Annotated in this window: 22 protein-coding genes, 3 tRNA genes and 1 pseudogene; 4 read left to right on the forward strand and 22 right to left on the reverse strand. The window is 40.7% G+C overall.

The features are described from left to right. Positions 1-184: 184 nt before the first annotated feature. A tRNA-Glu gene (locus tag H5232_RS12015) sits at positions 185-260 on the reverse strand. 39 nt (positions 261-299) lie between these two features. Continuing rightward, positions 300-375 (reverse strand) — tRNA-Ala (locus tag H5232_RS12020). 882 nt (positions 376-1,257) lie between these two features. On the opposite strand from H5232_RS12020, the gene H5232_RS12025 reads away from it, so the two are divergent. Both H5232_RS12025 and H5232_RS12030 read left to right on the forward strand, forming a co-directional pair. After that, positions 1,258-1,333: transfer RNA gene (locus H5232_RS12025), tRNA-Val, on the forward strand. A gap of 588 nt (positions 1,334-1,921) precedes the next feature. Then, positions 1,922-3,583, forward strand: a pseudogene (locus H5232_RS12030) (response regulator). Positions 3,584-3,739: 156 nt separating this feature from the next. On the opposite strand, the gene msrB reads toward H5232_RS12030, so the two are convergent. From msrB to H5232_RS12100, 14 genes are all read right to left on the reverse strand, one after another. Further along, on the reverse strand, positions 3,740-4,180 hold the full coding sequence (msrB, locus tag H5232_RS12035) for a peptide-methionine (R)-S-oxide reductase MsrB (RefSeq protein ID WP_145240697.1): 441 nt from the start codon (positions 4,178-4,180) through the stop codon (positions 3,740-3,742). A 316-nt stretch (positions 4,181-4,496) separates the two neighbouring features. Further along, positions 4,497-4,937 (reverse strand): hypothetical protein, encoded by a 441-nt coding sequence (locus H5232_RS12040; protein ID WP_149980697.1) that lies wholly within the window; start codon positions 4,935-4,937, stop codon positions 4,497-4,499. A 28-nt stretch (positions 4,938-4,965) separates the two neighbouring features. Next, positions 4,966-5,469, reverse strand: coding sequence for a DUF2919 domain-containing protein (locus tag H5232_RS12045; protein WP_149980698.1), 504 nt, complete (start codon positions 5,467-5,469; stop codon positions 4,966-4,968). After that, entirely contained in the window at positions 5,466-5,810 is a 345-nt protein-coding gene (locus tag H5232_RS12050) for a DUF3392 family protein (RefSeq protein ID WP_145240691.1), read from the reverse strand. Before H5232_RS12050 ends, H5232_RS12045 begins: the two co-directional genes overlap by 4 nt. Beyond that, entirely contained in the window at positions 5,803-7,824 is a 2,022-nt protein-coding gene (gene ligA / locus H5232_RS12055) for an NAD-dependent DNA ligase LigA (protein WP_182830937.1), read from the reverse strand. Before ligA ends, H5232_RS12050 begins: the two co-directional genes overlap by 8 nt. Before the next feature lie 93 nt (positions 7,825-7,917). Continuing rightward, on the reverse strand, positions 7,918-8,670 hold the full coding sequence (gene zipA / locus H5232_RS12060; protein WP_149980700.1) for a cell division protein ZipA: 753 nt from the start codon (positions 8,668-8,670) through the stop codon (positions 7,918-7,920). 40 nt (positions 8,671-8,710) lie between these two features. Beyond that, positions 8,711-12,106 carry a chromosome segregation SMC family protein gene (locus tag H5232_RS12065; RefSeq protein ID WP_182740332.1) on the reverse strand — a complete coding sequence of 1,132 codons (3,396 nt, stop codon included), beginning with the start codon at positions 12,104-12,106 and terminating at the stop codon, positions 8,711-8,713. Between the two features lie 80 nt (positions 12,107-12,186). Then, complete coding sequence (locus H5232_RS12070; protein ID WP_182768078.1) at positions 12,187-12,918, reverse strand: RNA methyltransferase; 732 nt, start codon at positions 12,916-12,918, stop codon at positions 12,187-12,189. Positions 12,919-12,993: 75 nt separating this feature from the next. Continuing rightward, positions 12,994-15,030: an FUSC family protein gene (locus tag H5232_RS12075; RefSeq protein ID WP_182784628.1), complete on the reverse strand. Its 2,037-nt coding sequence runs from the start codon at positions 15,028-15,030 to the stop codon at positions 12,994-12,996. A gap of 9 nt (positions 15,031-15,039) precedes the next feature. Then, entirely contained in the window at positions 15,040-15,900 is an 861-nt protein-coding gene (locus H5232_RS12080) for an HlyD family secretion protein (RefSeq protein ID WP_182798019.1), read from the reverse strand. 5 nt (positions 15,901-15,905) lie between these two features. Further along, complete coding sequence (locus H5232_RS12085; RefSeq protein WP_149980705.1) at positions 15,906-16,109, reverse strand: DUF1656 domain-containing protein; 204 nt, start codon at positions 16,107-16,109, stop codon at positions 15,906-15,908. Between the two features lie 277 nt (positions 16,110-16,386). After that, entirely contained in the window at positions 16,387-17,310 is a 924-nt protein-coding gene (gene speB, locus H5232_RS12090) for an agmatinase (RefSeq protein ID WP_182740335.1), read from the reverse strand. Position 17,311: 1 nt separating this feature from the next. Continuing rightward, on the reverse strand, positions 17,312-19,225 hold the full coding sequence (gene speA, locus H5232_RS12095) for a biosynthetic arginine decarboxylase (RefSeq protein WP_145240667.1): 1,914 nt from the start codon (positions 19,223-19,225) through the stop codon (positions 17,312-17,314). A gap of 357 nt (positions 19,226-19,582) precedes the next feature. Then, complete coding sequence (locus H5232_RS12100; protein WP_182719186.1) at positions 19,583-20,044, reverse strand: N-acetyltransferase; 462 nt, start codon at positions 20,042-20,044, stop codon at positions 19,583-19,585. A 297-nt stretch (positions 20,045-20,341) separates the two neighbouring features. On the opposite strand from H5232_RS12100, the gene H5232_RS12105 reads away from it, so the two are divergent. Further along, entirely contained in the window at positions 20,342-21,733 is a 1,392-nt protein-coding gene (locus H5232_RS12105; protein WP_182719185.1) for a hypothetical protein, read from the forward strand. On the opposite strand, the gene H5232_RS12110 is transcribed toward H5232_RS12105, so the two are convergent. Together H5232_RS12110 and H5232_RS12115 are read right to left on the reverse strand one after the other, a co-directional pair. Continuing rightward, on the reverse strand, positions 21,724-22,344 hold the full coding sequence (locus H5232_RS12110; RefSeq protein ID WP_182761978.1) for a sulfotransferase: 621 nt from the start codon (positions 22,342-22,344) through the stop codon (positions 21,724-21,726). The genes H5232_RS12105 and H5232_RS12110 overlap by 10 nt on opposite strands. 102 nt (positions 22,345-22,446) lie before the next feature. Beyond that, positions 22,447-22,920 (reverse strand): nuclear transport factor 2 family protein, encoded by a 474-nt coding sequence (locus H5232_RS12115; protein ID WP_259398179.1) that lies wholly within the window; start codon positions 22,918-22,920, stop codon positions 22,447-22,449. Positions 22,921-23,195: 275 nt separating this feature from the next. Here H5232_RS12115 and cysZ point away from each other — a divergent pair, with 275 nt between their 5' ends. Next, on the forward strand, positions 23,196-23,906 hold the full coding sequence (gene cysZ / locus H5232_RS12120) for a sulfate transporter CysZ (protein ID WP_220493291.1): 711 nt from the start codon (positions 23,196-23,198) through the stop codon (positions 23,904-23,906). Positions 23,907-23,952: 46 nt separating this feature from the next. Here cysZ and H5232_RS12125 read toward each other — a convergent pair whose 3' ends face one another. From H5232_RS12125 to H5232_RS12140, 4 genes are read right to left on the reverse strand one after another with little or no spacing between them, the layout of a single operon-like run. Beyond that, a complete protein-coding gene (locus H5232_RS12125; RefSeq protein ID WP_182830938.1) occupies positions 23,953-24,306 on the reverse strand; it encodes a YkgJ family cysteine cluster protein in 354 nt (117 codons plus the stop codon). 47 nt (positions 24,307-24,353) lie between these two features. Beyond that, the gene (gene rlmM, locus H5232_RS12130) at positions 24,354-25,439 is read right to left on the reverse strand and encodes a 23S rRNA (cytidine(2498)-2'-O)-methyltransferase RlmM (RefSeq protein ID WP_182740340.1); all 1,086 of its coding nucleotides are present in this window, start codon (positions 25,437-25,439) and stop codon (positions 24,354-24,356) included. 38 nt (positions 25,440-25,477) lie between these two features. Then, a complete protein-coding gene (locus H5232_RS12135; protein WP_179959144.1) occupies positions 25,478-25,846 on the reverse strand; it encodes a DUF423 domain-containing protein in 369 nt (122 codons plus the stop codon). A gap of 24 nt (positions 25,847-25,870) precedes the next feature. Next, a complete protein-coding gene (locus H5232_RS12140) occupies positions 25,871-26,509 on the reverse strand; it encodes an alpha/beta family hydrolase (protein ID WP_182830939.1) in 639 nt (212 codons plus the stop codon).

Genomic DNA, 26,509 nt, shown 5'->3' on the forward strand with positions numbered 1-26,509 from the left:
TGAAAGGGCGGTGTCCTAGGCCTCTAGACGATGGGGACACATAAATGTATCACTAGGACAATTGATTAGTTATGCTCACATCCTGAGCTGATTAAGGTAATTGCGATTAAGTACAAATTAAGACTCGAGCTTAACTTGTTCGCTATTTTCTCGGTTTACCCGCCTTTAACTTATAAAAGTTAAGTGGCGTCCCCAAGGGGATTCGAACCCCTGTTACCGCCGTGAAAGGGCGGTGTCCTAGGCCTCTAGACGATGGGGACACAGAAAACTGCTACCCTAGGACAAACACTTTAATAAATTGGTGGAGCTATGCGGGATCGAACCGCAGACCTCTTCACTGCCAGCGAAGCGCTCTCCCAGCTGAGCTATAGCCCCAATTTATTTTGCTAAACACTTGCGCAGTTAAACCGTGCTGTGTATCGCTGAGTGCGGGGCGCATTCTATGCAGCCACCAAAATAATGTCAACATTTTTTTCAGTAACTTTCTTTAAACGGTTTAATTTTCAACAAACTGAATAATGAATAAACCGCGACGCTCAAAATACATGCAAGGGAGCTGTTTCAAAACAAAAATTAGGATTGAAAGGCGCACAATATAGATTAGCTAAGGTGAAATATACTCTAAAACATCAAAACAATAAGGTATACATTTATATGCAAAATAAAGTCGGAGTGTTTTCTTGTTTTTCATAACAACGTTTTCATCACCAAGTAAAACGAATTTAAGATGAACATACGAGCAATTAACTGTAACGCCCCCGCTCTATTGTCAGTTATTTATATGATCACAGAGGCTCCATTAGTTACAGTCGGTGTTTTATATCAATCGTATTTAACTAACGGTATTTGGATTTTGCAATGCGATTGACTGTAACCTCCTCCTTCATGATTAAAAAACAAATCCGCTTTTGACTAACAGGCACCACTAGCTATTGAAGTGTTGCATTAAATAATGAGTAAATTGATTGCACATATAGATTGAATGTAAGTAAATTGGCTATAAAACAATCTCAATCTTACTGCATTGATTATAAAACCTGCATCTAAAACATTTTTCCTCATTCAAGTGTTGACACATTTACAACTCTATCTATAATAGCGCCCCACAACAACGCAGCAATGAGTTGTTGTTTAGATGTGAGTGATTAGCTCAGTTCTAAGAAAAGAGAGCATCACCGCTATTTACAAGTAACGGCGAGGTTCACTGGTTAAAGTCCAGTACTATTTATTTTAATAGTAGCGTTTTAATTTATATGTGGGTGATTAGCTCAGTTGGGAGAGCATCGCCCTTACAAGGCGAGGGTCACTGGTTCAAGTCCAGTATCACCCACCACATATAAAACCTCACGTTTAATTAATAATTAGCTCAGTTGAAAAAAAGAGCATCGCCACCCTTCACAAATAATGGCGAGGATAACTGGTTCAAGTCCAGTATCACCCACCACATATACAACCTTTTAATATCATCAATCAAACCTTACGTTATATTCTTTAATCGATAATTAGCTCAGTTTAAAAAAAAAGCATCGCCACCCTTCACAAATAATGGCGAGGATCACTGGTACAAGTCCAGTATCACCCACCACATATAAAACCTCTTAGTAATTCTGTTAAAAATAAAATTCAAAAAGCCTCTAAATACGCTAATTCTTTTCCAAACCTGAAACTCTTTTAATGTGTTCCTTGATGGATAATTAAGTTTGAAAAGCATCAACCTAGGCGCTTTACAAAGCTAGGGTCTCCTATCTCTATAAAAATCCTCAAGCAATAACTAGCGCTACCTAAATTTGGATAATCAAGCTGCTTGAAAACTCATAACTGATCAAATAAACGAAGTCTGCGGTATTAAATTTTAAATTCCCTTGTCAGCGACTAGACTGTTTATTATAGTCTCTGATACGTTCATGTGGTCACAAGTCTAATGCCAGCAAAGATTTTTTCTAATGCAAAAATACTTATAGTTGAAGAGCAACCTCTTGCTCAAAGCTATATGAAACAGTCGCTCGAAAAACTTGGCTTTCGACAGCTGCGCTTTGCTGAACATGCAAATTCGGCTAAAGAGCAGTGCACCAGTGAACAGTTTGATCTGATTGTTTGCTCTTTTAATTTAAGTAAGCAGCAAGACGGCTATCAGCTATATGAAGAGTTACGCGTTAAGCGTTTAATAAAAAACTCTACTGGGTTCATTTTTATTTCAGCTGAAACCAGTGGTTCTTTGGTACACAGCGTGCTTGAACTGCAACCCGATGACTTTTTAGTCAAGCCATTCACCATATATGATCTTAAAACACGTATAGAACGAATTTTGCTGCGTAAAAATCATTTACAAGCAATATATAATTTCATTGACGATGGGAATGACTCTAAAGCGCTAAAAGCAATCAATACTGCGCTTGATGAAAAAGGCAATGCTTATAGTGCAATATTATTGCGTTTAAAAGGTGACGCCCTACTTCGCTTAAAACGAGCAGATACCGCAAAAGCTTTCTTTAAATCAGTTCTTGATATTCAAAAATTTACATGGGCAAAGGTAGGTTTAGTTGAAGCATTAATTGCGAATAACGAGCATATTCTTGCGCAAAGAATGCTAAAAACGATGCTGCTACGTCATGAAACACGATTAGTCGCACTCGATTTACTTGGTAAGCTGGAGATTAAATTAAACCAATTTGAATTAGCGCAAGATTTTTTAAGCCAAGCCGTTGATATAGCTCCACGCAATATCGAGCGCCAAAAATCACTTAGCCATGTATCGCTGGTAAATCATGATTATGAAAAAAATTACCTTACACAAAAAGACATCGCCAACTTTGCCAAACATTCGATTCACGATCACCCTGACGTATATTTAAATGCAGCACGGGCGGGTATTGATTTTGCATTAACAACAGATCAAAGCGATCAAATTCAACGTATTTCAAGACAAACCAATAAATACTTAGCTGATTTAAAAAGCCAATTTCCAAATAGTCACAATCAGGCGCAAATAGATGTTTAAAATGCCCGTTTACACTATTTGAAAGATGAGCATCAAAAAGCGAAAATGTTGATTGAGCAGCTCGACGATGACGATAGCCACATTCGCTCTGTAGACGGCGCACTTGATAAAGCAAAGGCATTTCATGAACTGGGGTTTCACCACAAAGCACAGTCATTATTTAACCAAATTATTAGTCATTGTGAACGTCATCCAACAGTGAGTGATGCTGTTTATTTACGTTATATTCAACAACAACAAAGTGAACGCCGTGATATAAAAATGGGCCCTAAAGAGCTGAATAACCATGCAGTTACACAGTTTAACCGTGGTCAATTAAATACCGCTCTTGAAGCATTCACACAAGCATTTAGAGTAATGCCTCGTAATCCAAGTATTGCTTTAAATTTATTGCAGTGTCTATTTGATAGTTCCAAGCAAAATGGCCAAACGTTAAACCTAATGATGGCAAAAAAATGCTATGCGTTACTCAATACGACAACATTAGACAACGAGCAGCAACAACGCTTTAATAAAATAGTACAACAAGCAACGAGTATGGGGCTAACACTTGCTAATCTAGAAGAGCCAGGCAAAACCAAATAGAATAATAAATAGTTTAGATAAGGTGTTGTTTATAAGAATGAGGAATTCAAAATATCGCTGACAAGCGGTGATATGACTTTTAAAATCCAGCCTTACTGGAATCGGATCATGTAAATTCAGTAAGGCATTGGTTATTGTCAATTACGAGCTAATAAATTACACCTTCTTCAATGAGACCGCGTTTATACAATAACGCAGACCACTTGGCATTGGTCCATCTGGGAATACATGACCTAAGTGCGCATCACATACATTACATACAGTTTCTATTCTTTGCATACCGTGGGTCTTGTCACCATTGTAAGCAATCGAGTTTAGTTGCGCGGGTTGAGTAAATGATGGCCAGCCAGTGCCGCTATCAAATTTTTCATCACCATCAAATAATAAGTTATCACAACATACACAGGCGTACTTACCAGGTTCAAACAAGGTGCAGCTATCTGAGCTGTGTGGGCGCTCTGTGCCTTTATTACGAGTCACATAAAAGGCTTCTTCGGTTAATTGTTCACGCCATTGCTGCTCGGTTTTTACTACTTTACGGCTCGGCTCTGGATTGCCTTTATTGGCAAAGTTTAGAATATCATTCCAATTCAACATAACTGACCTCATTGAGTAAGATGGGTTAATTTACTGCTATCCACATTATCATGGTATCGCGCTAATAACATTGTCAGCTTGGATTTATCCGCACTGCACAAAATGGTTTTGTAGGGGGTGAAAAATAATAATTTTGATACTGGCTACGGGAATGTTTAAACTCACTAGCTACGTTTATCTGCACTGTTAAACCAGCTATCTCAACAGACTCAACGCCTATTAGTGAGCTAAATAGCTTCAGTACACCAATGACAGCTTCTTACTAAGCCTATTTGCTGTTGCATACTATATATACCCTGTTGATCACTATTTAGTTTCATACAATGGTAATTAATTTTTTTTCATTTTCAGTCAATAGTGTATTAAAGTATTGTGTTAGCTCTGCTTTAGTTGCCGGTAAGCCTATTGAGCATTGACGCTGTTCGCTGGAGAGAATTAAGAATTGGTCATCATGGCACTGTATTTCCTTGATACTATCAATAAGCAGCCATTGTGGGCCGTGAGTACGGTCAAAAAAACCTGAAAGGGTAAAGACCAAAAGGTGCTGTTGTTCGCGTCGAATAAACTTATCTAGGCTATTACGTGCTTTAAATAGTGGTGTTAGCCGATAACAGCATGAGCTAAATACAAATAGCCATACAGCTATTAACAATACAAACCACGCTTGCTGAAATAACATGGTAAATACACTCAACAATAATAACACGATACCGAAACAGCCGACGATCAGCGCCAGTAATTGATTAATTTTACGCATCAAAGACTCCTTGCAACGTTAACCTAAATTACTTACTTGCACTTTTTTCATCGGTTTCAGGATCGGGCCAATCATTAAAAAACACCGTTAAATAACGACTTTTTGCTAAATATAATAATACCCACAATACCGTCACCATTTGCAGCGCTAAAAACATCGAAAACTGATAATAACTATGAGCGGCTTGAATAATCAGCCAGCTTAAATCTATCGCTGCACATGCTAACAATGGCCACCGCATAAAACGCCACACTCGCGCTAACCATGCTGCACTGTCTGCGCTTTTTTGTGGCCTGCGCAAACAAAAAATTACGGCAGGAATAATGGCTATTGCACCAATAGCCAATGCACTGAAAAAGTCAGCTTTAGATCTAAACACTAATGACATTAAATCAAGCTCAGGACGCCTGCTCAGTGCCGCAATGATCCAAATAAAGTAGGCACGAAGTAATACCAGTAAACTCAAATGAAACGCGATTGGAGTGCGATAGGTGCCATATTTGTCCCAATACTCTGGTCCATAACGCTTCATAACTGGTTTTTCCTCTCGGCTACTACGCCAAGTAATATGAATGCTGCCACGGCTGTAACACCTAACCAGCGCACACCAAAGAACATCAGTAACTGGCTTAGTAATGGAGTGACAAATACTACTAACAAGCCAAAACCAAACCCGGTTACCAGTACAAATGCACATACTCTGAGTATAAAGTGGCGCCTTGCTACAAAGCGTTTCGTGGTTTTGATAATCTCATTTGCATACAAAGACACCAAACACACCACCAGTAACAATGCGATATTATATAAGTAAGGCTTTAGCCACTGACCAAAGGTCAGTGCTAAATCCTGAAAAAGCGTAATAATGCTATCCATTATGTTGCGCCAGTAATGCAATTAAATCATCTTCGGTCAGTATTTCAATGCCTAAATCTTGTGCTTTCGTGAGCTTAGAACCGGCTTTTTCACCCGCTATTAACGCATCGGTTTTAGCTGATACACTACCTGAAACTTTCGCCCCTAACTGCTGCAAGCGTGCTTTTGCATCATTTCGATTAAGCTCGTTCAAAGTACCCGTTAACACATAGGTTAAGCCTGCTAACGGTTGTGAGTCTTCACTTGGCGGCGTGAGTTCTGGCCAATGAATACCCTGTTCCAGCAAGGCAGTTACGACATCTAAATTATGTTGCTCAGCAAAAAAACCACGCACATGCTTGGCTACAATTTCCCCAACATCACTAACTTCGACTAACGCTTCAGTTGTTGCCGCAGTTACTTTATCTAGCGTTAAAAAGTGATTAGCTAAATTTTGCGCCGTCGCTTCACCGACTTCACGAATACCTAATGAGTATAAAAACTTAGCCAACGTCGTTTGTTTTGCATCATCAAGTGCTGCTACTAGGTTTTTCGCCGATTTTGGCCCCATGCGCTCAAGCGATTCAAAATGTCCTTGTTTAAGTATGAATAAGTCTGCTGGCGTTTTAATGAGCTCTCTGTCCACCAGCTGTTCAACAATTTTATCGCCAAGGCCATCGATATCGAGTGCTTTGCGTGAAGCAAAGTGTTTGATCGCTTCTTTACGCTGTGCTTGGCACACCAGGCCTCCTGTACAGCGCGCTACGGCTTCACCTTCAATGCGTTCAATATGGGAGTCACAAATTGGACAAGCAGCCGGAAACTCAATCTCTTTGGCATCTGTTGGACGGCGCTCTAATACCACTTGAGTAATTTGTGGGATCACATCACCAGCACGGCGAATGATCACAGTATCGCCAATTTTTACCCCCAAACGCTCTATTTCATCACGATTGTGTAACGTTGCATTTGAAACCGTGACACCACCAACAAATACCGGCTCTAAACGAGCCACAGGGGTAATTGCGCCAGTGCGCCCTACCTGAAATTCAACATCCAGTAGCTGAGTGATTTCTTCTTGCGCAGGAAACTTATACGCAATCGCCCAACGCGGAGCTCGCGCTACAAAACCTAACCGCTCTTGTAGTGCTTTGTTATTTATTTTGATCACCACACCATCAATTTCATACTTTAAGCTGCTGCGGCGCTCAAGTATATCTTGATAGTAATCCAAAGCAGCTTGCTGGCCTTCGACTAATTTTGTTTCCGGGCAAAGTGGTAACCCCCAGTCAGTTAGCTTAGCCAATTGCTGGTAATGATCACTTGGTAATTCACCATTTGTTACTACGCCAATACTGTAGGCATAAAACATCAAAGGTCGCTTGGCGGTGATTTTTGAATCGAGTTGACGCAAGCTGCCTGCGGCTGCATTACGTGGATTAACAAATACTTTGTCGCCACGCTTTTCGGCTTCAGCATTAAGTTTGTCAAATCCGGCGCTATCCATGAACACTTCACCACGAATTTCAATTTCCTCGGGAAAGTCATCGCCACGTAATTTTAGCGGTACATTACGAATCGTTTTAACGTTAGTGGTAATATTTTCGCCGGTGTGCCCGTCGCCACGCGTTGCCGCCTGCACTAACACACCATTACGGTATAAAATCGATACCGCTAAACCGTCAAGTTTTGGTTCACAGCAAAAGGTCAGCTCATTGTTATCCATCAAACGTTCTTTAATGCGGCGATTAAAAGCGCTGAACTCTTCTTCACTAAAGGCGTTATCAAGTGACAACATCGGCACTTGATGAGTGACTTGCTCAAACTTAGCAAGCGCCGCACCGCCTACTTTCTGGGTCGGTGAATCAGTACTCAAGTACTCAGGATTTGCTACCTCAAGCGCACTTAATTGTTGTAATAAACGATCATACTCTGCATCAGGAATGCTTGGGTTATCAAGTACATAATAATTATGATTGTGATCTTCTAACTGCTGACGAAGTTGCGTTATTTGCGCTAACACTAAAGTGGACATACTGACCTCAAAAAACATAAAAAAGCCACTTAAACGAGTTATCGCCAAGTGGCTTATAAAATTCTTAATTAATTAACTGTATATTGCAGGTGATTAAGCTGAAAAGCGTCTCACTTTTTCAACATAATTGCGCACACTATCAACGGTCATTTCTTCTCGTTGTGAGTCTAAAATAACGGCGCCAAATTCATCTGCTAACTTTTTAGCCGCACTGTGCAACATATTAAATGCAGCAAGCCCGTCACCATCACACGGCAAGGTCATAAACAAGCTAATTCCAGCGGTGCTAAATTGTTCCATATTATCTATATCAAAAGTACCAGGGTTGTACATGTTCACTAACCGAAACAGCACTGGACCATGACCAGCAGGATCTAAATGGCGATTAAAAAAGCCTTCTTCAGAGTACTTAAAGCCAAGTGTGTTTACTGCTGGCAATAATTTGCTGCCTTCCATACTCAAGCCTTCAGGCATTTGAATATGCACAATGATAAAATCACTTGCAGCCGGTTGCTCAGCTTCATCCTCGACGCTTGCATCTGTTGCAGTAGTCACATCATCAACCTCAGCGGCAGGTTCGTCATCTGACGCTGCAAAAGAGTGTGGTTGCTTTTCATCAGCACTGAAGCTTAAATCCCCAAACTGCGGTTCATCACGCTCAGTATGAGATGCTGGCTCAGCTACGCTTTGACGCTCAGTAGGCGCTTGATCTGCAGGCTCAACCCGCTCATCATTAGTCGCAACGGGTGCATCTTTTTTACGAACTGACCATAGGCCATGTATTAATAATCCACCAATGACAATTACACTGATAATGATTAAAACCCATCTTAATTGTTCGGCCATCCCCTCACCTTTTATTATTTATCTACTCAAATATTAATATTTATGCATGTGCCATTTGCACCGCTTGTTCAATATCTACAGCGACCACACGCGAAACGCCCGGTTCAGCCATTGTTACACCCGTCAACCTGCCAGCCATTTCCATGGCAATTTTATTATGACTGATATAAATAAATTGCACCGATTGTGACATTTCTTCCACTAATCGGCAAAATCGTCCAACATTCGCATCATCCAATGGTGCATCAACTTCATCCAGCATACAGAACGGAGCTGGATTGAGCCTGAATATTGAAAATACCAATGATAATGCGGTCAGCGCTTTTTCTCCACCACTTAAAAGGTGAATTGTTGAATTTTTCTTGCCCGGTGGGCGTGCCATTATACTAACACCACTTTCCAGTAAGTCATCACTGGTTAATTCAAGATATGCACTGCCGCCGCCAAATACTTTAGGAAATAACTGACCAAAATCGTGATTTACTTGATCAAAAGTCATTTTAAAACGCGTTTTGGTTTCGCGATCAATTTTTCCAATTGCACCTTCAAGTGTCGTCAATGCTTTGCTTAAATCCTCGACTTGACGATCTAAATACTGGCTACGCTGCTGCGCTTGTTCAAACTCATCAATCGCCGCTAAGTTCACCGCGCCCAAGTCACTTAAACTTTGTCCTACTTTATTAAGCTGTCCTTGATAAGTGTTTATACTGGCGTTTTCAGGGAGCTGTGCCAATACTTCTTTCAAGTTTTGCTGTAACTCACCCAGAGGTTCAAGAGCTGCCTGTGCTTTAATTAATAAGCTCTGCTCTTCGAGGGCAAGTTGTTGTAATTGTTCTTGTAAAAGTACCAGCTCCCCCTGCGACGCTTTAAGCGTTGTTTGTTTATCTACAAGAGCTGTTTTAGCTTCCGTCAATGCACTTTGCAAATTTTTGAGTTCAATGTCACTTTGTTGATGTTGCTCCAACAATAATATTATTTGCTCTGCGACCTCTTCTAATGGGATCACCAACTCTTCAATTTGCGCGGTTAACTCACTGACAGCTTCACTGGCGGTTTCGCTGGCGGTCGTTGCATGCTGTAATTTAGTGTCACTGAGTTGGCATTCACTGCGCGCTTTTTGCTCACTTAGTGTCGCCTGATGGGCAAGCGTTTTATAGTGTTCAAGCTGAGCGTTTGCCTGTTTATATTGCTCATCAGTGTGTTGCTGCTGCACTTGAGCATCATTAAGCGCAACACTTATTTCATCACGCTGTTTTGCCACACTTGCTATATGTTGCTGTTGTTCAAAAACTTTATTCTCTATGCTCGTGTGTTCAACGTTTAACTGCTGTAGCTTCGCTTGTAATTTATGTTGTTGATTCTGAAACTGCTGTAATTGCTCTTTGAGCATATCGCGACGAGTGCTTCCTGAGGCCACTTGTTGAGCAAGCTGATGTACCGCTGCTTTTAACTCTTCGCTTTGTGCCTTCAATTGCTCACAGACTCGCTGTTGTTCTGTAAGCTTATTGCTTTGTATAGCTAGTTCGTCACTGAGTTGAGATGCTAACTGGGTTGCTTCGGCCAACTGTTTATGTTTGATCAGCAACGAATTTTCTGCACTTTTACTGGCTTGTTGATACCAATTGCGACCCTGAATATTACCTTGGCGATCTATCACTGCAAGCCAATACTCATCCGCTAAATCATTATATTCAAAATCATTTTTATACTTAATACGATGTAATAAATCAGGGTAAACCCCTTGCTCTATAAACACCGCTAATGAGCTTTGCGGTGCGGTGTCGGTAGTTGGCCATACTCCGTTAGGTGTTGCTATAGATGACACATTTAATTGTTCAAGCCCTTGTAATGCTTGTTCAACCACATGCTCAAATCCAGTACGTACAACTAACTGTGCCAAAACATCGCCACTACCTTGCGCTGGAGTATCTGCGAGTATTGTATTCAAGCCTGCTATTTTGGCTTTATTCTCGTTTTGTTGTTGTGCTAGTGTTTGATGTGCATCTTGGCAGGTGCGTAACACGGTTTGAGCTTGTTGATGATTACTATTTACTTTGTTTAAGGCAGTTTGTTTTGCTGCTAACTCTTGCGTTAGTGACTGCATTAACTGCTGCTGCTGCGCTACTTGTTCAGCAATTGGGTTTTCTGCCAGCTCTATTAATTCGCTTTCTAATGCCGTTTGCTGGTTTTTAATATAGTGCAAATTTTGCAGCTGTTGATCTGCTATATTTTGTTGCTTGCTATATTGCGTATTAATAGCCTGAAACTGTTCATTAACTCGTTGCCAATCAGTAGCACTGCGCTGCTTGGCACTGTGCAACTGTGCCACCGCGTCGGCCATCTCAGTGACTTGTTCTGTACATATTAAAGTATGTTCAATTGCCTCTTGTAACGCATTTTGTAGCTCATCAGTATGGTCTTTTTGTTGTTGTTGCAGCTGCTGATTTTGTAACTGCAACTGTTGCTGTTTGATCAGATTGTGACTAAACGCTTGTTGTTGTTGTTTTAAGTTTATTTGCTGTTGCTCAGCACGAGTCAATTCAGTGTGCGTTTGGTGCTGGGCTTGCTGCGCATCATTGAGTTTTTCAAGTTGCAATTGCACTTGGTTTTCAAGGCTTGCTAGTACATCGTCATGACCTGAATGAGCAGTTTTAAAAAAGCTAATTTGCTCATTCAGCTTGGCCATTGTGTCGGCTTTAGTCACTTGTTGCTGATGTAGCTTTTGCCATTTTAAGACCGCTAGTTGCCCTTTTAAAGTGCGCTCTTGGGTTTTTAACTCGCGGTATTTTTTTGCTTCAACTGACTGTACTGCCAGTTTATCAACTTGTGCTTGCAGCTCTTGGCGAACATCGAGTAAGCGTTCAAGGTTTTCGCGGGTACTTTTGATCCGGGTTTGCGTTTCACGACGGCGCTCTTTGTATTTTGAAACGCCTGCTGCTTCTTCTAAAAACACCCGTAAATCTGCCGGTTTACTCTCAATTAAACGCGAGATCATGCCCTGCTCGATAATCGCATAACTACGCGGACCAAGACCTGTGCCTAAAAATATATCGGTAATATCTCGTTTGCGGCATTTACTGCCATTGAGAAAATACAGCGATTGCCCGTCGCGTGTTACCAAACGTTTAATCGCCACTTGATTTCGATCAGCAAAAGTATTCGGTAAGTGCCCTTGGGTATTATCAAAAATCAACTCAACCGACGCTTGAGAAATAGGTTTGCGATTGGTTGAGCCATTAAAAATAACATCGGTCATGGCATCGCCACGCAGATTTTTAGCAGAGCTTTCGCCAAGCACCCAACGCACAGCATCGATGACATTAGACTTGCCGCAGCCGTTTGGGCCAACGACACAGGTCATTTGATCTGGGAATGGAATTTTAGTGGGCTCTACAAAAGATTTAAAACCCGCTAATTTTATGGTGCTCAAACGCATCTAATTGGTTTACCGATTGTTATTGTTATAGCTTGAGTATTTAATTTAACCGTTCTTGACGATAAAAGTAAGTACAGGGATTAAGCTTGGCGTTTAAAATTATCTAAAATAATACCCGTTGCCATGGCTACATTGAGAGATTCTGCACCACCAAAAGCGGGGATGGTTATTTTATCTGTTACCAATGCTGCGCAAGCTTGACGTATTCCATGAGACTCACTACCCATTAACAAAACACCTTGGCCTGTAAATTGAGTTTTATGCACGCTTTTTCCATCTAAAAAAGCGCCATAAATAGGTAAGTTTAAACCACTTAAGTACGCAGGCAACTCAACTTGACTCACTGAGACTCTAACAAACGAGCCCATAGTGGCGCTAATAGTTTTAGGGTTATAAGCATCGGCACTATCTGTGCTGGTGACAATATGCTTGATCCCATACCAATCAGCTACTCTGATAATGGTACCTAAATTGCCTGGATCAGATACGCCATCAAGGGCTAAGATTAAACCGCTTGCCTGCGGTGCACTCGCTGTTGGCATGTCAACTATCGCAATAGCTGCATTATTACTCACTAAAGTACTTGCTTTAGTTAACACATCTTCATCCGCTGCAATCATGTTTACGTGAGTAAACTGCTGCTGGAACTGCGCAATAAAGGCTGCTGTCGCAAATATATCAATAATTGTTAAACCACTTGCCAATAACTCAAGTACGTTTTTTTCACCTTGCACAAGGTATTGATTATGTTGCTTTCGGTACTTTTTTTGACCTAATGCACGAATTAACTTGAGTTGGTTTTTTGAAATCATAACAGCCCCATAAAATGATGGGCACAGTATAGCAGATTTAACATCGAGTTCTGAACTTGAAAAAACCTCACAGGATCAATTAATGCTGTTTGCGCTGCGTTCAAAAGTCATATTAATACGGATAAACATACCTTTAATGGCTTCAAGCTGATATGTATCACTCACATGTATCATCAGTTCGTTGTAAAGCTCATCACAAGCCATTGTAAACGTATCATCGCACTGGCCTTTTGTAGCCAGCAAAAAGGCTCTAGCCAGTGAGCTTTGCCACCGTTGTAAATATTTAAGCTGATTATCACCCACTGCCTGTTGGCAAATTGAGTGTAAACGCACCGACGCATGACCTAGATTAAGCCCAGTTAAAGCAAGATCGGTAATAGCACGTGATTCTGAGCCTTGATCATAATTGGTTAAACGCAGTAACCGATCAGCCATACGTCGGTTATACCAAAGAGCGGGTGAGCTATGTTGATGAATTTCTGATAAATCTTTATAGGTTGCTTTAAACACGCGATGCACTAACAACTGCACACTCGGACCTGTAAATAGTTGGAAAATCCAAAATAAAATACATACTCCAAGAAAAATAGCCAAAGCTGAGCTGAGCGTATAATTGATTGAAAACGCAAGGCTCATGTCAGTACTGGGCTTAACTAAAATCGTAAATGGAATACAGAACCCTAGCCCGTAAGGTAACGTTTGCTGATCGCCTAGTAGCAATAAGCCAATAAAATATGGCCCAGCTAACACCAACAATAATATTTCAAGTTGCCCACCACTTTGTGATAATAAGTTTAAAGCATAAAAAATAGCCACAAACGAGGCTACCACAACACCAACTAACAATCGCTTCATAACTATTTGTAAAATTGCCAGCGGGATACGGGCCAACATAATCGAAAAAATAACGGGTAAAATCATGATCAATAATGCAGCGGATGATCCAGTATTAACCCAAATAAATGCCCCGATTGAAAATACCAAGCTGGTTCGAAACCCAACAATAATACCTGCTAATGGATCTCGGTATGTCAACATGCTCGGAGCATTAAGCAGTGTTTTATCTCGTTGCTCTAATGCTTTATATGCCCGCAATAAAATTGTTAATTCATTCGCGATATCTAAACTGACATTTAAAATGTGTGATTCAAATGGCAGCTCACAGGTTTGTTGCGCCCGGTGATCAGTTAATGCGCGCCGCAACTGTTTGACTTCTTTAGCACAGTATTCAAAGCAGTCTGATTTTTCTATTAGCGTAAACATATCTTTTAATTGCTTGATTAACTCAGTAATCTTTGGTGTGATTTGTTCAGGATGATTACGCTGTAAGCGCCCCATTATTTGTACTAAGGCAAGAAGAGATAAAACTTTTTGTGCGATTTGATTGGCAGCCCGTGAACGCCCTGGACCTTTTGGCCCTTCGTAGCGAACTGCACTTGAGTCTTCACTAATACTGCCAAGCGTTGCCATTATGCGATCTATTTGCTGATGACGGTTTTCAGAAGAGCCCGCTTTATCAAGCTCAGTTACCAAATAATGTAACGTTTGATTAATGACAGACTTTGCCTGCGTTTGTAAGAGCTGCTTGACCTTAACAGGCCATAATAGATGGCTCACTAACCCTGCGCATACCGAACCGACTATAATTTCACTTACTCGTGATTGCGCCACCGCGAAGATACTTTCACTACTGACCGTTGCTGGGTTTACCATCACTAACAAAATAATGATAGCAGCCGTTACGCCGGCCATAGCAAATGCGTAAACAAAATTTGCTTGGCGCACCATAGCTGACAATGCAGAGTTTAAACCGAGCCAAAAAGCCAATCCACCCAGCGCTAAATAAGGGTAAGCACTGAGCTGAGTGAGTACTAAAATACCAAATAGGCCACCCACCAAAGTGCCTACAATCTGACAAAGCGCTTTTTCAATAACGAGACCACTTTCAGGGCGGATCTGTAAAAACACCGCAGAAACAAGTGCCCAATAAGGTCGATCTAGATTTAAATAAATGGCAATTGTCAACGACATTGCCATGGCAATCACCCCTTTTAATGCAAACTTGATAGCCTGTTCTTTGGGGCATAGAAGATTATTTAAAACAAGATGCAAAACTAATACCTATTCCGTAGCAAGGTGAATAGTCGCTGTCATACCTGCGCTTAGCTGGATCCCTTCTGGCAAAGCATCTAGCTTAATATCAACCGGAATACGCTGCGATAAACGTACCCAATTAAATGTCTGCTGCACTTGAGGTAAAAGTTGGTTATTACTTTGCGTATTGATATTCGCGATTGCTTTACCAATACTCACTACCTGACCGGTTAATGGCTTTGTATCGCTCAGTAATTCTATTGTCGCTTTTTGATTGGTGTGGATCAGTGGGATTTTGGTTTCCTCAAAATAGCCTGTTACATAAAATGAATCTGATTGAACAATAGCGAACACAGGCATGCCCTGTGCAACATAATTGCCTTGGCGTAGATTTAAATTAATAATTTGCCCGGCAACTGGAGCCGTAACTTGCGTGCGAGATAAATTTAATTGCGCCACCGTTTGATCCGCTTTCGCTAAGTCGTAATTTGCTTTGGCAATTTCAGTACTAATGCGGGTCGCTTCTAAGCTTTCCTCACTGATAGCTTGTTGAGTATTTAATGCTTTACGTCGTTCATACTTATGTTTAGCCAGTTCCCAGCTATATAAACTATTGTTAGTATTTGCTTTACTTTTATCATAAGCCGCCTGATAACGTTGTTGGTCAACACTAAAAAGCAGTTCACCTTTTGCAACTTGCTGCCCATCTTTGACATTTAATTTTGTTACCCAGCCTGATACATCTGGCACAATAGTAACAATATCAGCTCGAATGCGACCATCGCGTGTCCAAGGTGTGTGCATATAATCAGTCCATACCCAACGGCCTGCAAAAATAGCCGCGATAATAACGACGATAGTAAGCATAATACGTAAATATCTAACCATTCTATTTATCTTCCACTTAATAAAAAGACACTCAAGGCGAGAAAACACATAAATAAAGACACTTCAAACCAGGCCACTTTCCAGATGCGATCATGCCAATCCAAACGATGTAAAATAAAGCGAGTCAAAGCGGTTAAAATAAATGCCATTGGGAAATAAATCACTAACGGGCTAAATTCTAAGCCGCCAATAACTACAGCGTGGTGCATAATCAATCCCCTGTTATATGTACTTTGACAACAAACTAAAAAGCATCACAAGTAAAATTTTTGCGACAGTGTCTATCAATATAGTAGCAGCTAATTATCACATTATCTTACTTAACATGCTGTTAATAGCGGTAATCGTTACACCATACTCAGCAAATTAATCAGTCGCGTTATATTATAAATTAAGCTTTAAGCAAAATATTGAGGATAATAAGGATCTGGTAAATAAAAAACGTGCCTAGAGCACGTTTTGAGGGATTACTACTGGAGCTATTGCTCAGTATTTATTTTTATAGGTCCACAAATGCAGTAGCTCACTGGCAATGGTGGCTGCGGCAATCGCAGTAAGTTCACTTTGGTCGTACGAAGGTGATACTTCAACAACATCCATACCAATCATATTAATGCCTTTAAGGGCACGTAATATCTTAAGTACTTTATCTGATGTTAATCCACCACATACCGGTGTTCCAGTACCTGGGGCAAACGCCGGATCTAAGCAATCAATGTCAAAAGTGATATACACAGGTAAATCACCTACTCTCGCTTTAATCTGCTCAGCAATCGTTTGCGCCGATAAATCATTGGCCGCCATCGCATCAATCACTGCAAACTCGTGTTTGCTTTGATCAAAATCAGTACGAATACCAATTTGGATACTATGATCAACATCAATCAGCCCTTCCATCGGCGCATGGTAAAACATGGTGCCGTGGTCGTAGCGTGAGCCATTGCTATAAGTATCAGTATGGGCATCAAAATGCACCAACGCCATTTTACCAAAGCGCTTAGCGTGCGCACGTAACAACGGTAAAGTTACAAAGTGATCGCCCCCTAAACCTAAAATTGCTTTACCTTGGCTTAAAATACCCGCAGCAGCTTGTTCAAGCTTAGCGGTAAAGTATTCAGCGTCACCGACAGGGTAAGTAAAGTCTCCAGCATCAGCCAGTTTTAGGCGTTCGAACAATTTGAACGTCCATGGGTATTTTGTTTCTTCCCATGCTAAATGCACTGATGCACGACGAATCGCATCAGGGCCTAAACGAGCACCTGGACGTCCTGAGGTTGCCATATCAAATGGCAAACCTAACACCACAACATCAGCATTGATGTCAGTAATATTTTGTACCATTGGCTGACGTAAGAACGTCATGCCATTGGAATACAATGAGTGATCTGGATGATCAAACAAAGTGGTCATATTAAAGCTCTTCTAAATAAGTATAACCGTCTAAACCTGCTTGCAATTCATCAAGTACACTTTGCTGCTCGTCTGCTGGTAATTTTGCAGCCACCAGCTGTGCGTACGATGATTGAAAACCTTCTACATCAAGGTGAACATAGCGCATCATGTCAGCTACAGTGTCACCTTGGTTTATTTCTACAATACTTGCATCGCCTTGCTCATCCATGTGTACCATTGCACTGTGGGTGTCGCCAAATAGGTTATGCATGTCACCTAAAATTTCTTGGTATGCACCCACTAGGAAAAAGCCCATTAAATAGGGTTTTTCAGCACTAAATGCCGGCACTGGTAAGGTGCTCTCAATGCCTTGCCCATCTACATAGTGATCTAGTGCACCGTCAGAGTCACAGGTAATATCTAACAATACTGCGCGTCTTTGTGGTGCCTCAGTTAAGCCACTTAATGGCAATACAGGAAACACTTGGTCGATCCCCCACGCATCAGGCAATGACTGAAACAATGAGAAATTAACAAAAAACTTATCCGCCAAACGGGCATTAAGTTCATCTATTATCGGGCGATGAAAACGGTTTTTGTTATCCATGTGTTTATTAAGCTCATAACACACACGTAAATTTATTTGCTCAGCCCAGGCGCGTTGAGTTAAATCTAATAATCCCATCGCAAACTGGTTATGTGCTTCAGCTAAATCACCTTGGCTATCATGATATATCTCAATTAATGCACGGTCGTCTGTCAGCACATGAAGTTGCTGCCACGACAGCCACATGTTATTAAGCAATAATGGCGCGTCATCTGCTGGCGCTTGAATTTCTTCCGGCTCATAGCTTTCAGTGCCAATCACATTAGAGATAAGCACTGCATGATGCGCTGTTAATGCACGCCCAGACTCAGAAATAATAGTCGGGAATGGTTGCTCGTACTGCTTACAAATATCACCAATGGTGTAGACAATATTATTTGCATACTCAGCTAAGCTATAGTTCATCGAGTTGTGAGACTGGCTCCGTGTGCCGTCGTAATCAACCGCTAAACCGCCACCGACATCTAAACATTCAATTTGTGCACCGAGTTTGCGTAGTTCACAATAAAAACGCGCCGCTTCGCTAACACCTAAACGCACATCGCGAATATTCGCCATTTGCGAGCCTAAGTGAAAATGCACCAACTGAACTAAATCAAGTTGATCAGTCTCTTTTAAACGATTAACAACATGTAATACTTGTGAAGCGGATAAACCAAATTTTGATTTTTCACCGCCGCTAGCTTGCCATTTTCCTTTACCCTGCGACGCTAAGCGCACACGAATACCAATACGCGGTTTTACGTTCAGCTCTTTAGCTTGGCTTAGTACCATGTCCAGCTCAGACAGTTTCTCAAGTACGATGTACACTTTATGGCCTAACTTTTCGCCAATTAATGCTAAGCGCACATATTCTTTGTCTTTGTAGCCATTACACACAATCACTGCACTGGTTTTTTCAGCTAATGCCAATACTGTTAATAGCTCAGGCTTGCTGCCCGCCTCTAAACCAAGTTGTTTCTTTTCTACGTTCGCTTGGCTTGCCACAATTTCTTCGACCACTTCGCGCTGTTGGTTTACTTTAATTGGATAAACAAGCAAGTAATCTTTTGGATAACCATAGCTTTCAATCGCAGTATTAAATGCAGCACATAAGCTGTGCACGCGGTGATGCAAAATTTGTGGAAAACGAACCAACGCAGGTAAACTCAAGCCTTTATCTTCAAGTTGTTTTGCAATATCAATAAGTGCGATGGTTTGCTCTGGGGCATCAGCCTTGGGCGCAACATACACATCACCTTGATCATTAATACCAAAAAAACCTTGGCTCCAATGACGAACATTGTAACTCGTGCGAGCTTGTTCTAGTGATGTTGTCTCTTTCATTTATCTTTCTCTTTTATTTGATGAATGCCTTGCGGCTGTTGCGCGCATTAAAGGAAAAATAGCTTATCAAGTCCAACAAGTATTTTTGCTCGTAACGAGTGAGTTTTAGTGTCGATAACAACGGCCCTTTTATTTGTTGGGCACTGGCGTATTTAGTATAAAAAATAGAAGGCTTAAAAGGGAATATATATAAAAAAGTTAGCCGAAAACGTGACTCTCAATGATAAAATTGGCGCTGACCAAGGCCATTTACGACTTATATCCGTGTATAAGCCGTAGTTGTGTAGGAGATAAAATCGATGAAGTACTCAAAAACTAAAACACAAAGCGTAGGCAGTTTCTAGTCACTAATTAGCCTTATTGACTGAGCCCTAACTCCATAAACAAGCTATGTGGATTATCGGTATAATTACCAAAACTTGCACAGCGTTGAAAACCTAAATTTTCATACAGACTAATCGATTCAGCCTGTTTCGGGCCTGTTTCTAACCGGATCAAAGGGATCTCTTCTTCGCCAGCATGATGCAATAAAATTTGCATTATACGCCGAGACAAGCCTTTACCACGATGACTTGGTTTGACATACAGACGGCGAATTTCACCATAAGGTACTGTGTCAAACTGTCTGACAATCGCACCACATGCAACAATACCCTCCTCGCTTTTTAAGCCAATGGCGTAAACATTAGCTTGACCAAGCTCACTCACCGACAGCGATTGTGCCGTGGCTACTGGGTACAGAGAATTTATAAGCCTATCGATATCAGAAAAAACATTAATCACATCCGGATCATCAGGGGTTAAGTCGACTAACTGCATAAAAGCTCTAATTATATTTATTGTTTGATAACAAACTATACCGAATTGTTGCAAATGAACAACCCAGAACTTTGGATTTTTCATTTATTTGCTATCTTATTAGTCACAACTTTGTCGTATGTCAAAATAACAACACTTAGCTATTTTCTAAAAAGTAGCAAGCACGTCAAAATAATAGTTTGCTGTAGTGTTAAACGTTAGCACCTTTTATAAAGTACGGGTTAAAAAATAGATTAACGACTAAAGTTTTAACGCCCTGCGTCGATAAATAACTAAGTTAACGTTAAAGGAATAACAATGAAACTCCCCAATCTTGGTCAAGCGCAGCAAATAGCTTTGCAAACGGTGTCGGCTAATCGCGCCACGGAGTTTAAAGCCGCCGCATCTCTTGTCGAACCACACGATCACCTTTCAACACTCGAAGACGCAGCAAGTACACCCCTTGATAATCCATTTAAAGGCCGCCAACTTAATCAAGATTACACCCCCTCTTCTTACATTGGTATGAACCGTTATAGAGTCACCTCCAGCACCACCATTAACATAGGTGAACCGATTAAAGAGCCGACCTATCGCTATGGTGACTTTACAGATCCCGATGATATAAATGCTTTTTTAGATCAAGTAGACCGGCTTGAAGGCGAACATAAATTTATGTTCCAACACCTAAAACCAACACAAGAACTACTTGATTTGGTGCAAAAAATGAGTGATGAAGAGCTTGCTGTATTTAGTCAATTTGTTGTTACAACATCTAGTTATCACTTTGGCACAGAAAACAACAACAGCAGTGCACAGTTAATTTCATCTTTAAGCAAACTGTCAGATGATGCCTTGAGCAGTACTCTTGCAACAATGGATAAATTATTACAACAAGGGAATGATTATAAGAAGCCGATGTCACCATTAGGTGAAAATGAGCATGGTAATGAAAGAGTCGAAATGATCAGTATGCCTGAAGCCATAAACTGGTTTAAATCAAACTATAAGGCTAACAGTGCAAAATATGAATTGGCAAATGATTACACCAATTTATTAATAGAAAAAAACCTCAGCGAAGATCAACTTATGCAGTTAAATGACCACTTATCTGACAGTACGCTTACACAAAGCAGTGGTATCATCGACATGATGAGCTTAGTTAAAAACCACCAAACGGATGATGTATTGGCAATGCTCAATGAAGTTGATAAAGACCAAGAACCTAACTTATTTAGTTACCTTGCACAGCAAACTAATTATCAAGCCAATAAGCAGTATTACCAAATGGATAATGGTAAGTTTGTTGCACAGCAAGATAATATTAGCTCTGACTCTAATAGACGTGAGCTTTATAACAATATCTTAAACGCCTATAACGACATTGGCATGGGCTGGATAAACGATGCGCTAGAGCAATTCACAGGGAGTCCCGCACAGATCCAAAACGAATTATGGCAAACACTACTTGATGATAAAGAAAAAATGCCCGAGCAGTTTACTCGCTCAGATTCAGTTGAGGCATGGGCAATAAATAATATTGCTCGGATAGAAGGCGCATTCCACGTAACACAAATGAATAAAATTTATGATTATAATAGCGAGCGACTAGTTCCTGAATTAATCGGTGATCTTACCTTTTACAGCAGTGGCAACATTCGTAGTTCAGTAGATAGTGAAGAGCCACAATCAGCTGAAAATCAACCGTAATTAAAGAACTTACGGTGCTCTGCTCCGGCTAAGTTGGCATTCACCTTATTAGGGTGTTTATACTCACGCCAGTTTGCCACATTACGGCCAACATTTAATTTCGCAAAGTCAGTATCGCCATCTGGCGACATTCCCAAAAACTGTTTTAGCTTCAACAGGCCGCCAGGTTCGCTCACATCTAGCGATAAGAAATCATCACGATCTTTAAAATACTTAAATACCGCCTGCTGATGTTTAGTATAACAAGCAGCCAAATCGCGCTCACTCAACGGGTAAATAGAGGGAAACGTTTGATGAAAGCTGCGCTTTAGAACCGGGCTAAAGTGCCCAGTTTTAAGATCAAGATGTGGCGCCATTTTTTCAAGCAGCATCGTGATGGATGGCAACCATGCTTTTAGGTCTCGGTTTAAATAAATAAACTTAGCACCAGGAAATAACCCGTCTAAATGCATATAGTCACTAAAACACGGTGCGTCAGATATAGCATCAGCTATTTCAAACGCTTTTTTAGTAAACGCGGTATGCGCAACCAACAAGCCCATTTCTAACAACGCAACACTGATGCTCGTGGTGCCGGTTCGAGGCAGACCGATAATAAATATCTTAGACATCTAACGTCACTCATTTTTAAAAGGCTGCTAGTATATACCTAAATGACAGCATCACCCACAGAGCAACAACATAGTTAAGCGGTAGTTTAACCGCAAGCTCCCTTATTTATTATCCATATTACTACGGTGCCCATAACTCAATACTCGAGTAATTTCTAATTTGTCGCCTAAGTCATGCCAAAGCATCACAAAATCAGCTTTACCGTCACATTTATTGCCGCCATTTTGACAGAATATGTGAGTTCCTTTGGTCATCACACCAAAATCTTTAATGGTAAACACTTCAAACGTGCCGCTGACCAACTCCCGCGTATACTTGCCACATGCATATTGTTTAGTATTAGCTATCATGGAATTGCGATCCCAGGTAACTCCACCGTTATCATGATAAAACTCAACACCTTCTGCGAAGTAGCTAGCGTGCTTAGCAAGTTGTACTGGGTTATTACAATGATTAAAAGAATCAAAAAGTGCTGTATCTAAACGCATCATTTTACTTTGCAAATCAGTAACATCAGCCTGACTTACCAGCGGCATTAGTAACAATGCAAACAGATATAACTTTTTCATAGTCATTTAAAGCTTCCTGCGTAATAAACGAGCCGATAACATCTCTCGTTTAATTTATTATTGTTGATATATAAACCATATCCCAGTGTTTGTTGCGATTCAATCAGTAACTCCGATTTTTCTATCAATATAAAGATAATGCTTTTTAGACCATACACTCTATTGCTCATTAGATATTAAACACTTTGTTACGCAAAAATACTGTTCAAAATATCTGAGCAATTTATACTGAGGGCAATGTCGATATGATCAGAGGTTTTAGCGTGCAGTTTACACAAGGTATGGAATATTTTTTTTCGGGCTTCAAATTAATTACCCAAAAAGGCTTGAAGCGATTTGTATTTATTCCTTTATTAATCAATATCGTGCTTTTTGGTAGCTCATTATTCTTTTTATATGGCTGGCTTACCGATGGGTTTGCTTATTTAAATGATCTATTACCAACGTGGTTAAGTTGGCTGGAGTGGCTGATGTGGCCTATTGCAGTATTAGTGATTTTATTTAGCTACAGTATGCTGTTTTCGGTGATCACTAATTTCATCGCCGCGCCCTTTAACGGCTTACTCAGTGAAAAAGTAGAGCTGTATTTAACAGGTCAAAAAATTAATGATGATGGCTTAGCGGAGATAGTGAAAGATGTGCCACGAATGCTTGGCCGTGAGTGGACTAAGTTGTGCTATTACCTACCACGTGCCATTGGCTTTTTTATCTTACTGTGGATATTACCTGTTATCGGCCAAGTGTTATGGGTGATGTTTACCTGTTGGATGTATGCCGTGCAATACAAAGATTATCCGTTTGATAATCACAAAATTTGCTTTAAAGAAATGAAAGAAGACTTAAAACAAAAACAAACTCTCTCGTATGGATTCGGCTTAGCCGTATTGTTGCTTACAGCCATTCCTATCGTGAATTTAATTGTTATGCCAGTCGCTGTGTGCGGCGCAACTCGCTTGTGGGTTGATCAATACCGCCCTAAGTATCGCGAATAAAACGCTCAGAGGGGACGACAATATAAGCCATTATTAAGTCCCCTATTTACACTAAAACTTGCCGTGTATTAGCGATGAAATGATGCACTTCGCGCTCAATTTTAGGAGCAACAGGCTGCTCTGGAGCGCGATCATTTGGGCATGGCATCCTTGGAGTTGTGCCAAACAAACGACAAATTAATGGCCGTTCATCATATACAGTGCATCCCTTTGGACCTAAGTGTACACAATTAAATTCATTTAATGCCGCTTCGTGCTCTGCATCGCTTTTTACCGGTAATCGAGACATTTCTTCAGATGATGTTGTCACTGGACCGCAACAATCATGACAACCTTCAACACATTCAAACGATGGAATGTTAGCGCGTAATCGCAAGATTACTTTTTGGTTTTTATACATCAATTTTTACCTTTATTTAGCCAGTATTCATGCCGCACTAAAATTAATTAGCTATATAGGCTTTGCGGCACTTTTGTCACGTTCAGATGTACTGTGATCTCTTCTCTGTCATGATATAAATGCTTAGCTTGTAATTCATAGCTTATACCGTATTTATTAAGCTCTTCTTTGATCATCGTTAAGCACTCATACACACTGTCAAAGCGCTTTTTCATTGGCAGCTTTAAGTTAAAGATAAGTTCTTTCGCGTATGCGTTGACCGCCCAATCAATCATAAGACTGGTTACTTTGGTTGGTTTTTCTACCATATCGCATACTAACCAAGTAATATTTCTTTTCTCAGGGCGGTATTTAAAACCATCAACACGGAAGTGCTTAACTTGACCTGTTTGCATTAAATCATCATTCATTGGGCCGTTATCAATGGCGCTAACAAACATACCGCGACGCACTAGTTGATACGTCCAACCACCTGGGCAGGCACCTAAGTCAACACTGCGCATACCGGCTTGAACCCGCGCTTCACGATCTTTTTCCGCAATAAACACATTAAACGCTTCATCCAGTTTTAAGGTCGAGCGACTCGGTGCATCACTTGGCATTCTTAGTCGTAATATTCCCATAAAAAATGGGGAATTATTATAACTATATGAATGACCGACAAACGCGGTGTTATTAGTTAAAAACATGATGTGCATTACGGGGCGATTGGCTTTAGGTTCGCGTAACACGGTGTTTTGTTTCTCTAAAGCCTTTTTAAGTGGGGTAGAGATTTTTTTGCAGAAAGTTAACAACTCTTTGCCTTCATTGGTATCGGGTGTTTCTACCCGTAGCTCTGAGCAAAGTGGAAAATCGACCGCTGCTTTTACTATTTCGCCAACACGGTCTTCGACGGGCATGTTTTCAAGTAAAGTGCCGGCAAACCACTGACGGGCAAATACCATATTTTTGAAATCAACCTTTTTGATGATTTCATCACTATGCTGCGCTTCAAAACATTCGTAAATAACATAGCCGGTATTTGGCTTTGCTTTTACATACCCAGCAAAACCTTGCTCTGCGGCATGAAATGTTATTTCTGCAGCGGCATCATTTTCAAAACCACTACGGCAGTAAATCACTACACTTGACATAAAAACCCTTTAATTGCTCTTTTGAGCGATATTCTCTATTAAAATTTAAACCGTGCTACTTGCACTAATAAAATAGTCCAACCAATAATAAAACATAAACCACCAACGGGTGTGATGGGGCCAAGCCACTTATAACCGGTGATTGCTAATAAATATAAACTGCCACTAAACAACAAAATACCAGCAATAATAAACCAACCAGCCGATGTGAGGTTAATTCCCCATTTTATTAAAATGGCAATCGCAATTAACGCAAGGCCATGCACCATCTGATACTCTGCCGCAGTTTTAAATACGCCAATAGCATATTCAGAAACACGGCTTTTTAAACCATGAGCCGCAAAGGCGCCCAACACCACTGATAGCATGCAAAATAAACTGCCAGTCATTAAAAATAGTTTAATCATGATTTTTTCCTGCTAAAGATGCCTTTAAATATGCTGTTTAATAAAACTAGCCGCGTGCTCAGCGGCAGTTTGCACATTACCTAACTCTGTAAAGCCACTGCGTTTGCGTGGTTTTAAGGAATGATTGCCATCAGCTAGCCACACAAACTCTGGGCGTTTATCCAGTTGTAGCTGTGTTAATTCGTCACGGGTACCAAATGTATCGCGCTCGCCTTGGAGCACCATAAACGGGCATGGTATTTTACCAAAATGATCAATGCGTAATTTATCAGGCTTGCCTGGTGGATGAAATGGATAGCCAAATGCCAATACGCCTGAAATTGTTGGCATTGTTACTCGCTCTTCACTGACAAGCATTGATGCCATCCGCCCGCCCATTGACTTGCCACCAATAAATAACGGTAAGCTTGGCTGTACAAAGGTTAATATATGTGCAAAGTATTGCAGTAATTTAGGCGCACGATCTGGCGGGCGACGCTTATTGTTTTGCTTGGCTATTTGCATATATTCAAAGTCAAATAAGCCTACATCAATACCTTTTTCTGCCAGCAAGCTTGCCATTTTCTGCATAAATTCTGAATCACTAGCGGCTCCAGCACCATGGGCAAAAATAAATTGTGCCAAAGCGGGTTGTTGGTCACTTTTAATCCACTCGATAGTCAT

The sequence above is a fragment of the Pseudoalteromonas sp. SG41-5 genome (assembly GCF_014164495.1).
Taxonomy (GTDB): Bacteria; Pseudomonadota; Gammaproteobacteria; order Enterobacterales; family Alteromonadaceae; genus Pseudoalteromonas; species Pseudoalteromonas rhizosphaerae.

What these genes read in the sequence shown, in the direction of transcription:
- msrB (WP_145240697.1), bottom strand. Translation starts at nt 4,180, where the DNA reads ATGTTGAATTGGAATGATATTCTAAACTTTGCCAATAAAGGCAATCCA.
- H5232_RS12115 (WP_259398179.1), bottom strand. Translation starts at nt 22,920, where the DNA reads ATGACTATGAAAAAGTTATATCTGTTTGCATTGTTACTAATGCCGCTG.
- speB (WP_182740335.1), bottom strand. Translation starts at nt 17,310, where the DNA reads ATGACCACTTTGTTTGATCATCCAGATCACTCATTGTATTCCAATGGC.
- H5232_RS12105 (WP_182719185.1), top strand. Translation starts at nt 20,342, where the DNA reads ATGAAACTCCCCAATCTTGGTCAAGCGCAGCAAATAGCTTTGCAAACG.
- H5232_RS12110 (WP_182761978.1), bottom strand. Translation starts at nt 22,344, where the DNA reads ATGTCTAAGATATTTATTATCGGTCTGCCTCGAACCGGCACCACGAGC.
- H5232_RS12135 (WP_179959144.1), bottom strand. Translation starts at nt 25,846, where the DNA reads ATGATTAAACTATTTTTAATGACTGGCAGTTTATTTTGCATGCTATCA.
- H5232_RS12080 (WP_182798019.1), bottom strand. Translation starts at nt 15,900, where the DNA reads ATGGTTAGATATTTACGTATTATGCTTACTATCGTCGTTATTATCGCG.
- zipA (WP_149980700.1), bottom strand. Translation starts at nt 8,670, where the DNA reads ATGGCCGAACAATTAAGATGGGTTTTAATCATTATCAGTGTAATTGTC.
- H5232_RS12045 (WP_149980698.1), bottom strand. Translation starts at nt 5,469, where the DNA reads ATGAAGCGTTATGGACCAGAGTATTGGGACAAATATGGCACCTATCGC.
- cysZ (WP_220493291.1), top strand. Translation starts at nt 23,196, where the DNA reads ATGGAATATTTTTTTTCGGGCTTCAAATTAATTACCCAAAAAGGCTTG.
- H5232_RS12085 (WP_149980705.1), bottom strand. Translation starts at nt 16,109, where the DNA reads ATGCACCACGCTGTAGTTATTGGCGGCTTAGAATTTAGCCCGTTAGTG.
- ligA (WP_182830937.1), bottom strand. Translation starts at nt 7,824, where the DNA reads ATGTCCACTTTAGTGTTAGCGCAAATAACGCAACTTCGTCAGCAGTTA.
- H5232_RS12140 (WP_182830939.1), bottom strand. Translation starts at nt 26,509, where the DNA reads ATGACTATCGAGTGGATTAAAAGTGACCAACAACCCGCTTTGGCACAA.
- H5232_RS12125 (WP_182830938.1), bottom strand. Translation starts at nt 24,306, where the DNA reads ATGTATAAAAACCAAAAAGTAATCTTGCGATTACGCGCTAACATTCCA.
- H5232_RS12050 (WP_145240691.1), bottom strand. Translation starts at nt 5,810, where the DNA reads ATGGATAGCATTATTACGCTTTTTCAGGATTTAGCACTGACCTTTGGT.
- H5232_RS12065 (WP_182740332.1), bottom strand. Translation starts at nt 12,106, where the DNA reads ATGCGTTTGAGCACCATAAAATTAGCGGGTTTTAAATCTTTTGTAGAG.
- rlmM (WP_182740340.1), bottom strand. Translation starts at nt 25,439, where the DNA reads ATGTCAAGTGTAGTGATTTACTGCCGTAGTGGTTTTGAAAATGATGCC.
- speA (WP_145240667.1), bottom strand. Translation starts at nt 19,225, where the DNA reads ATGAAAGAGACAACATCACTAGAACAAGCTCGCACGAGTTACAATGTT.
- H5232_RS12070 (WP_182768078.1), bottom strand. Translation starts at nt 12,918, where the DNA reads ATGATTTCAAAAAACCAACTCAAGTTAATTCGTGCATTAGGTCAAAAA.
- H5232_RS12040 (WP_149980697.1), bottom strand. Translation starts at nt 4,937, where the DNA reads ATGCGTAAAATTAATCAATTACTGGCGCTGATCGTCGGCTGTTTCGGT.
- H5232_RS12100 (WP_182719186.1), bottom strand. Translation starts at nt 20,044, where the DNA reads ATGCAGTTAGTCGACTTAACCCCTGATGATCCGGATGTGATTAATGTT.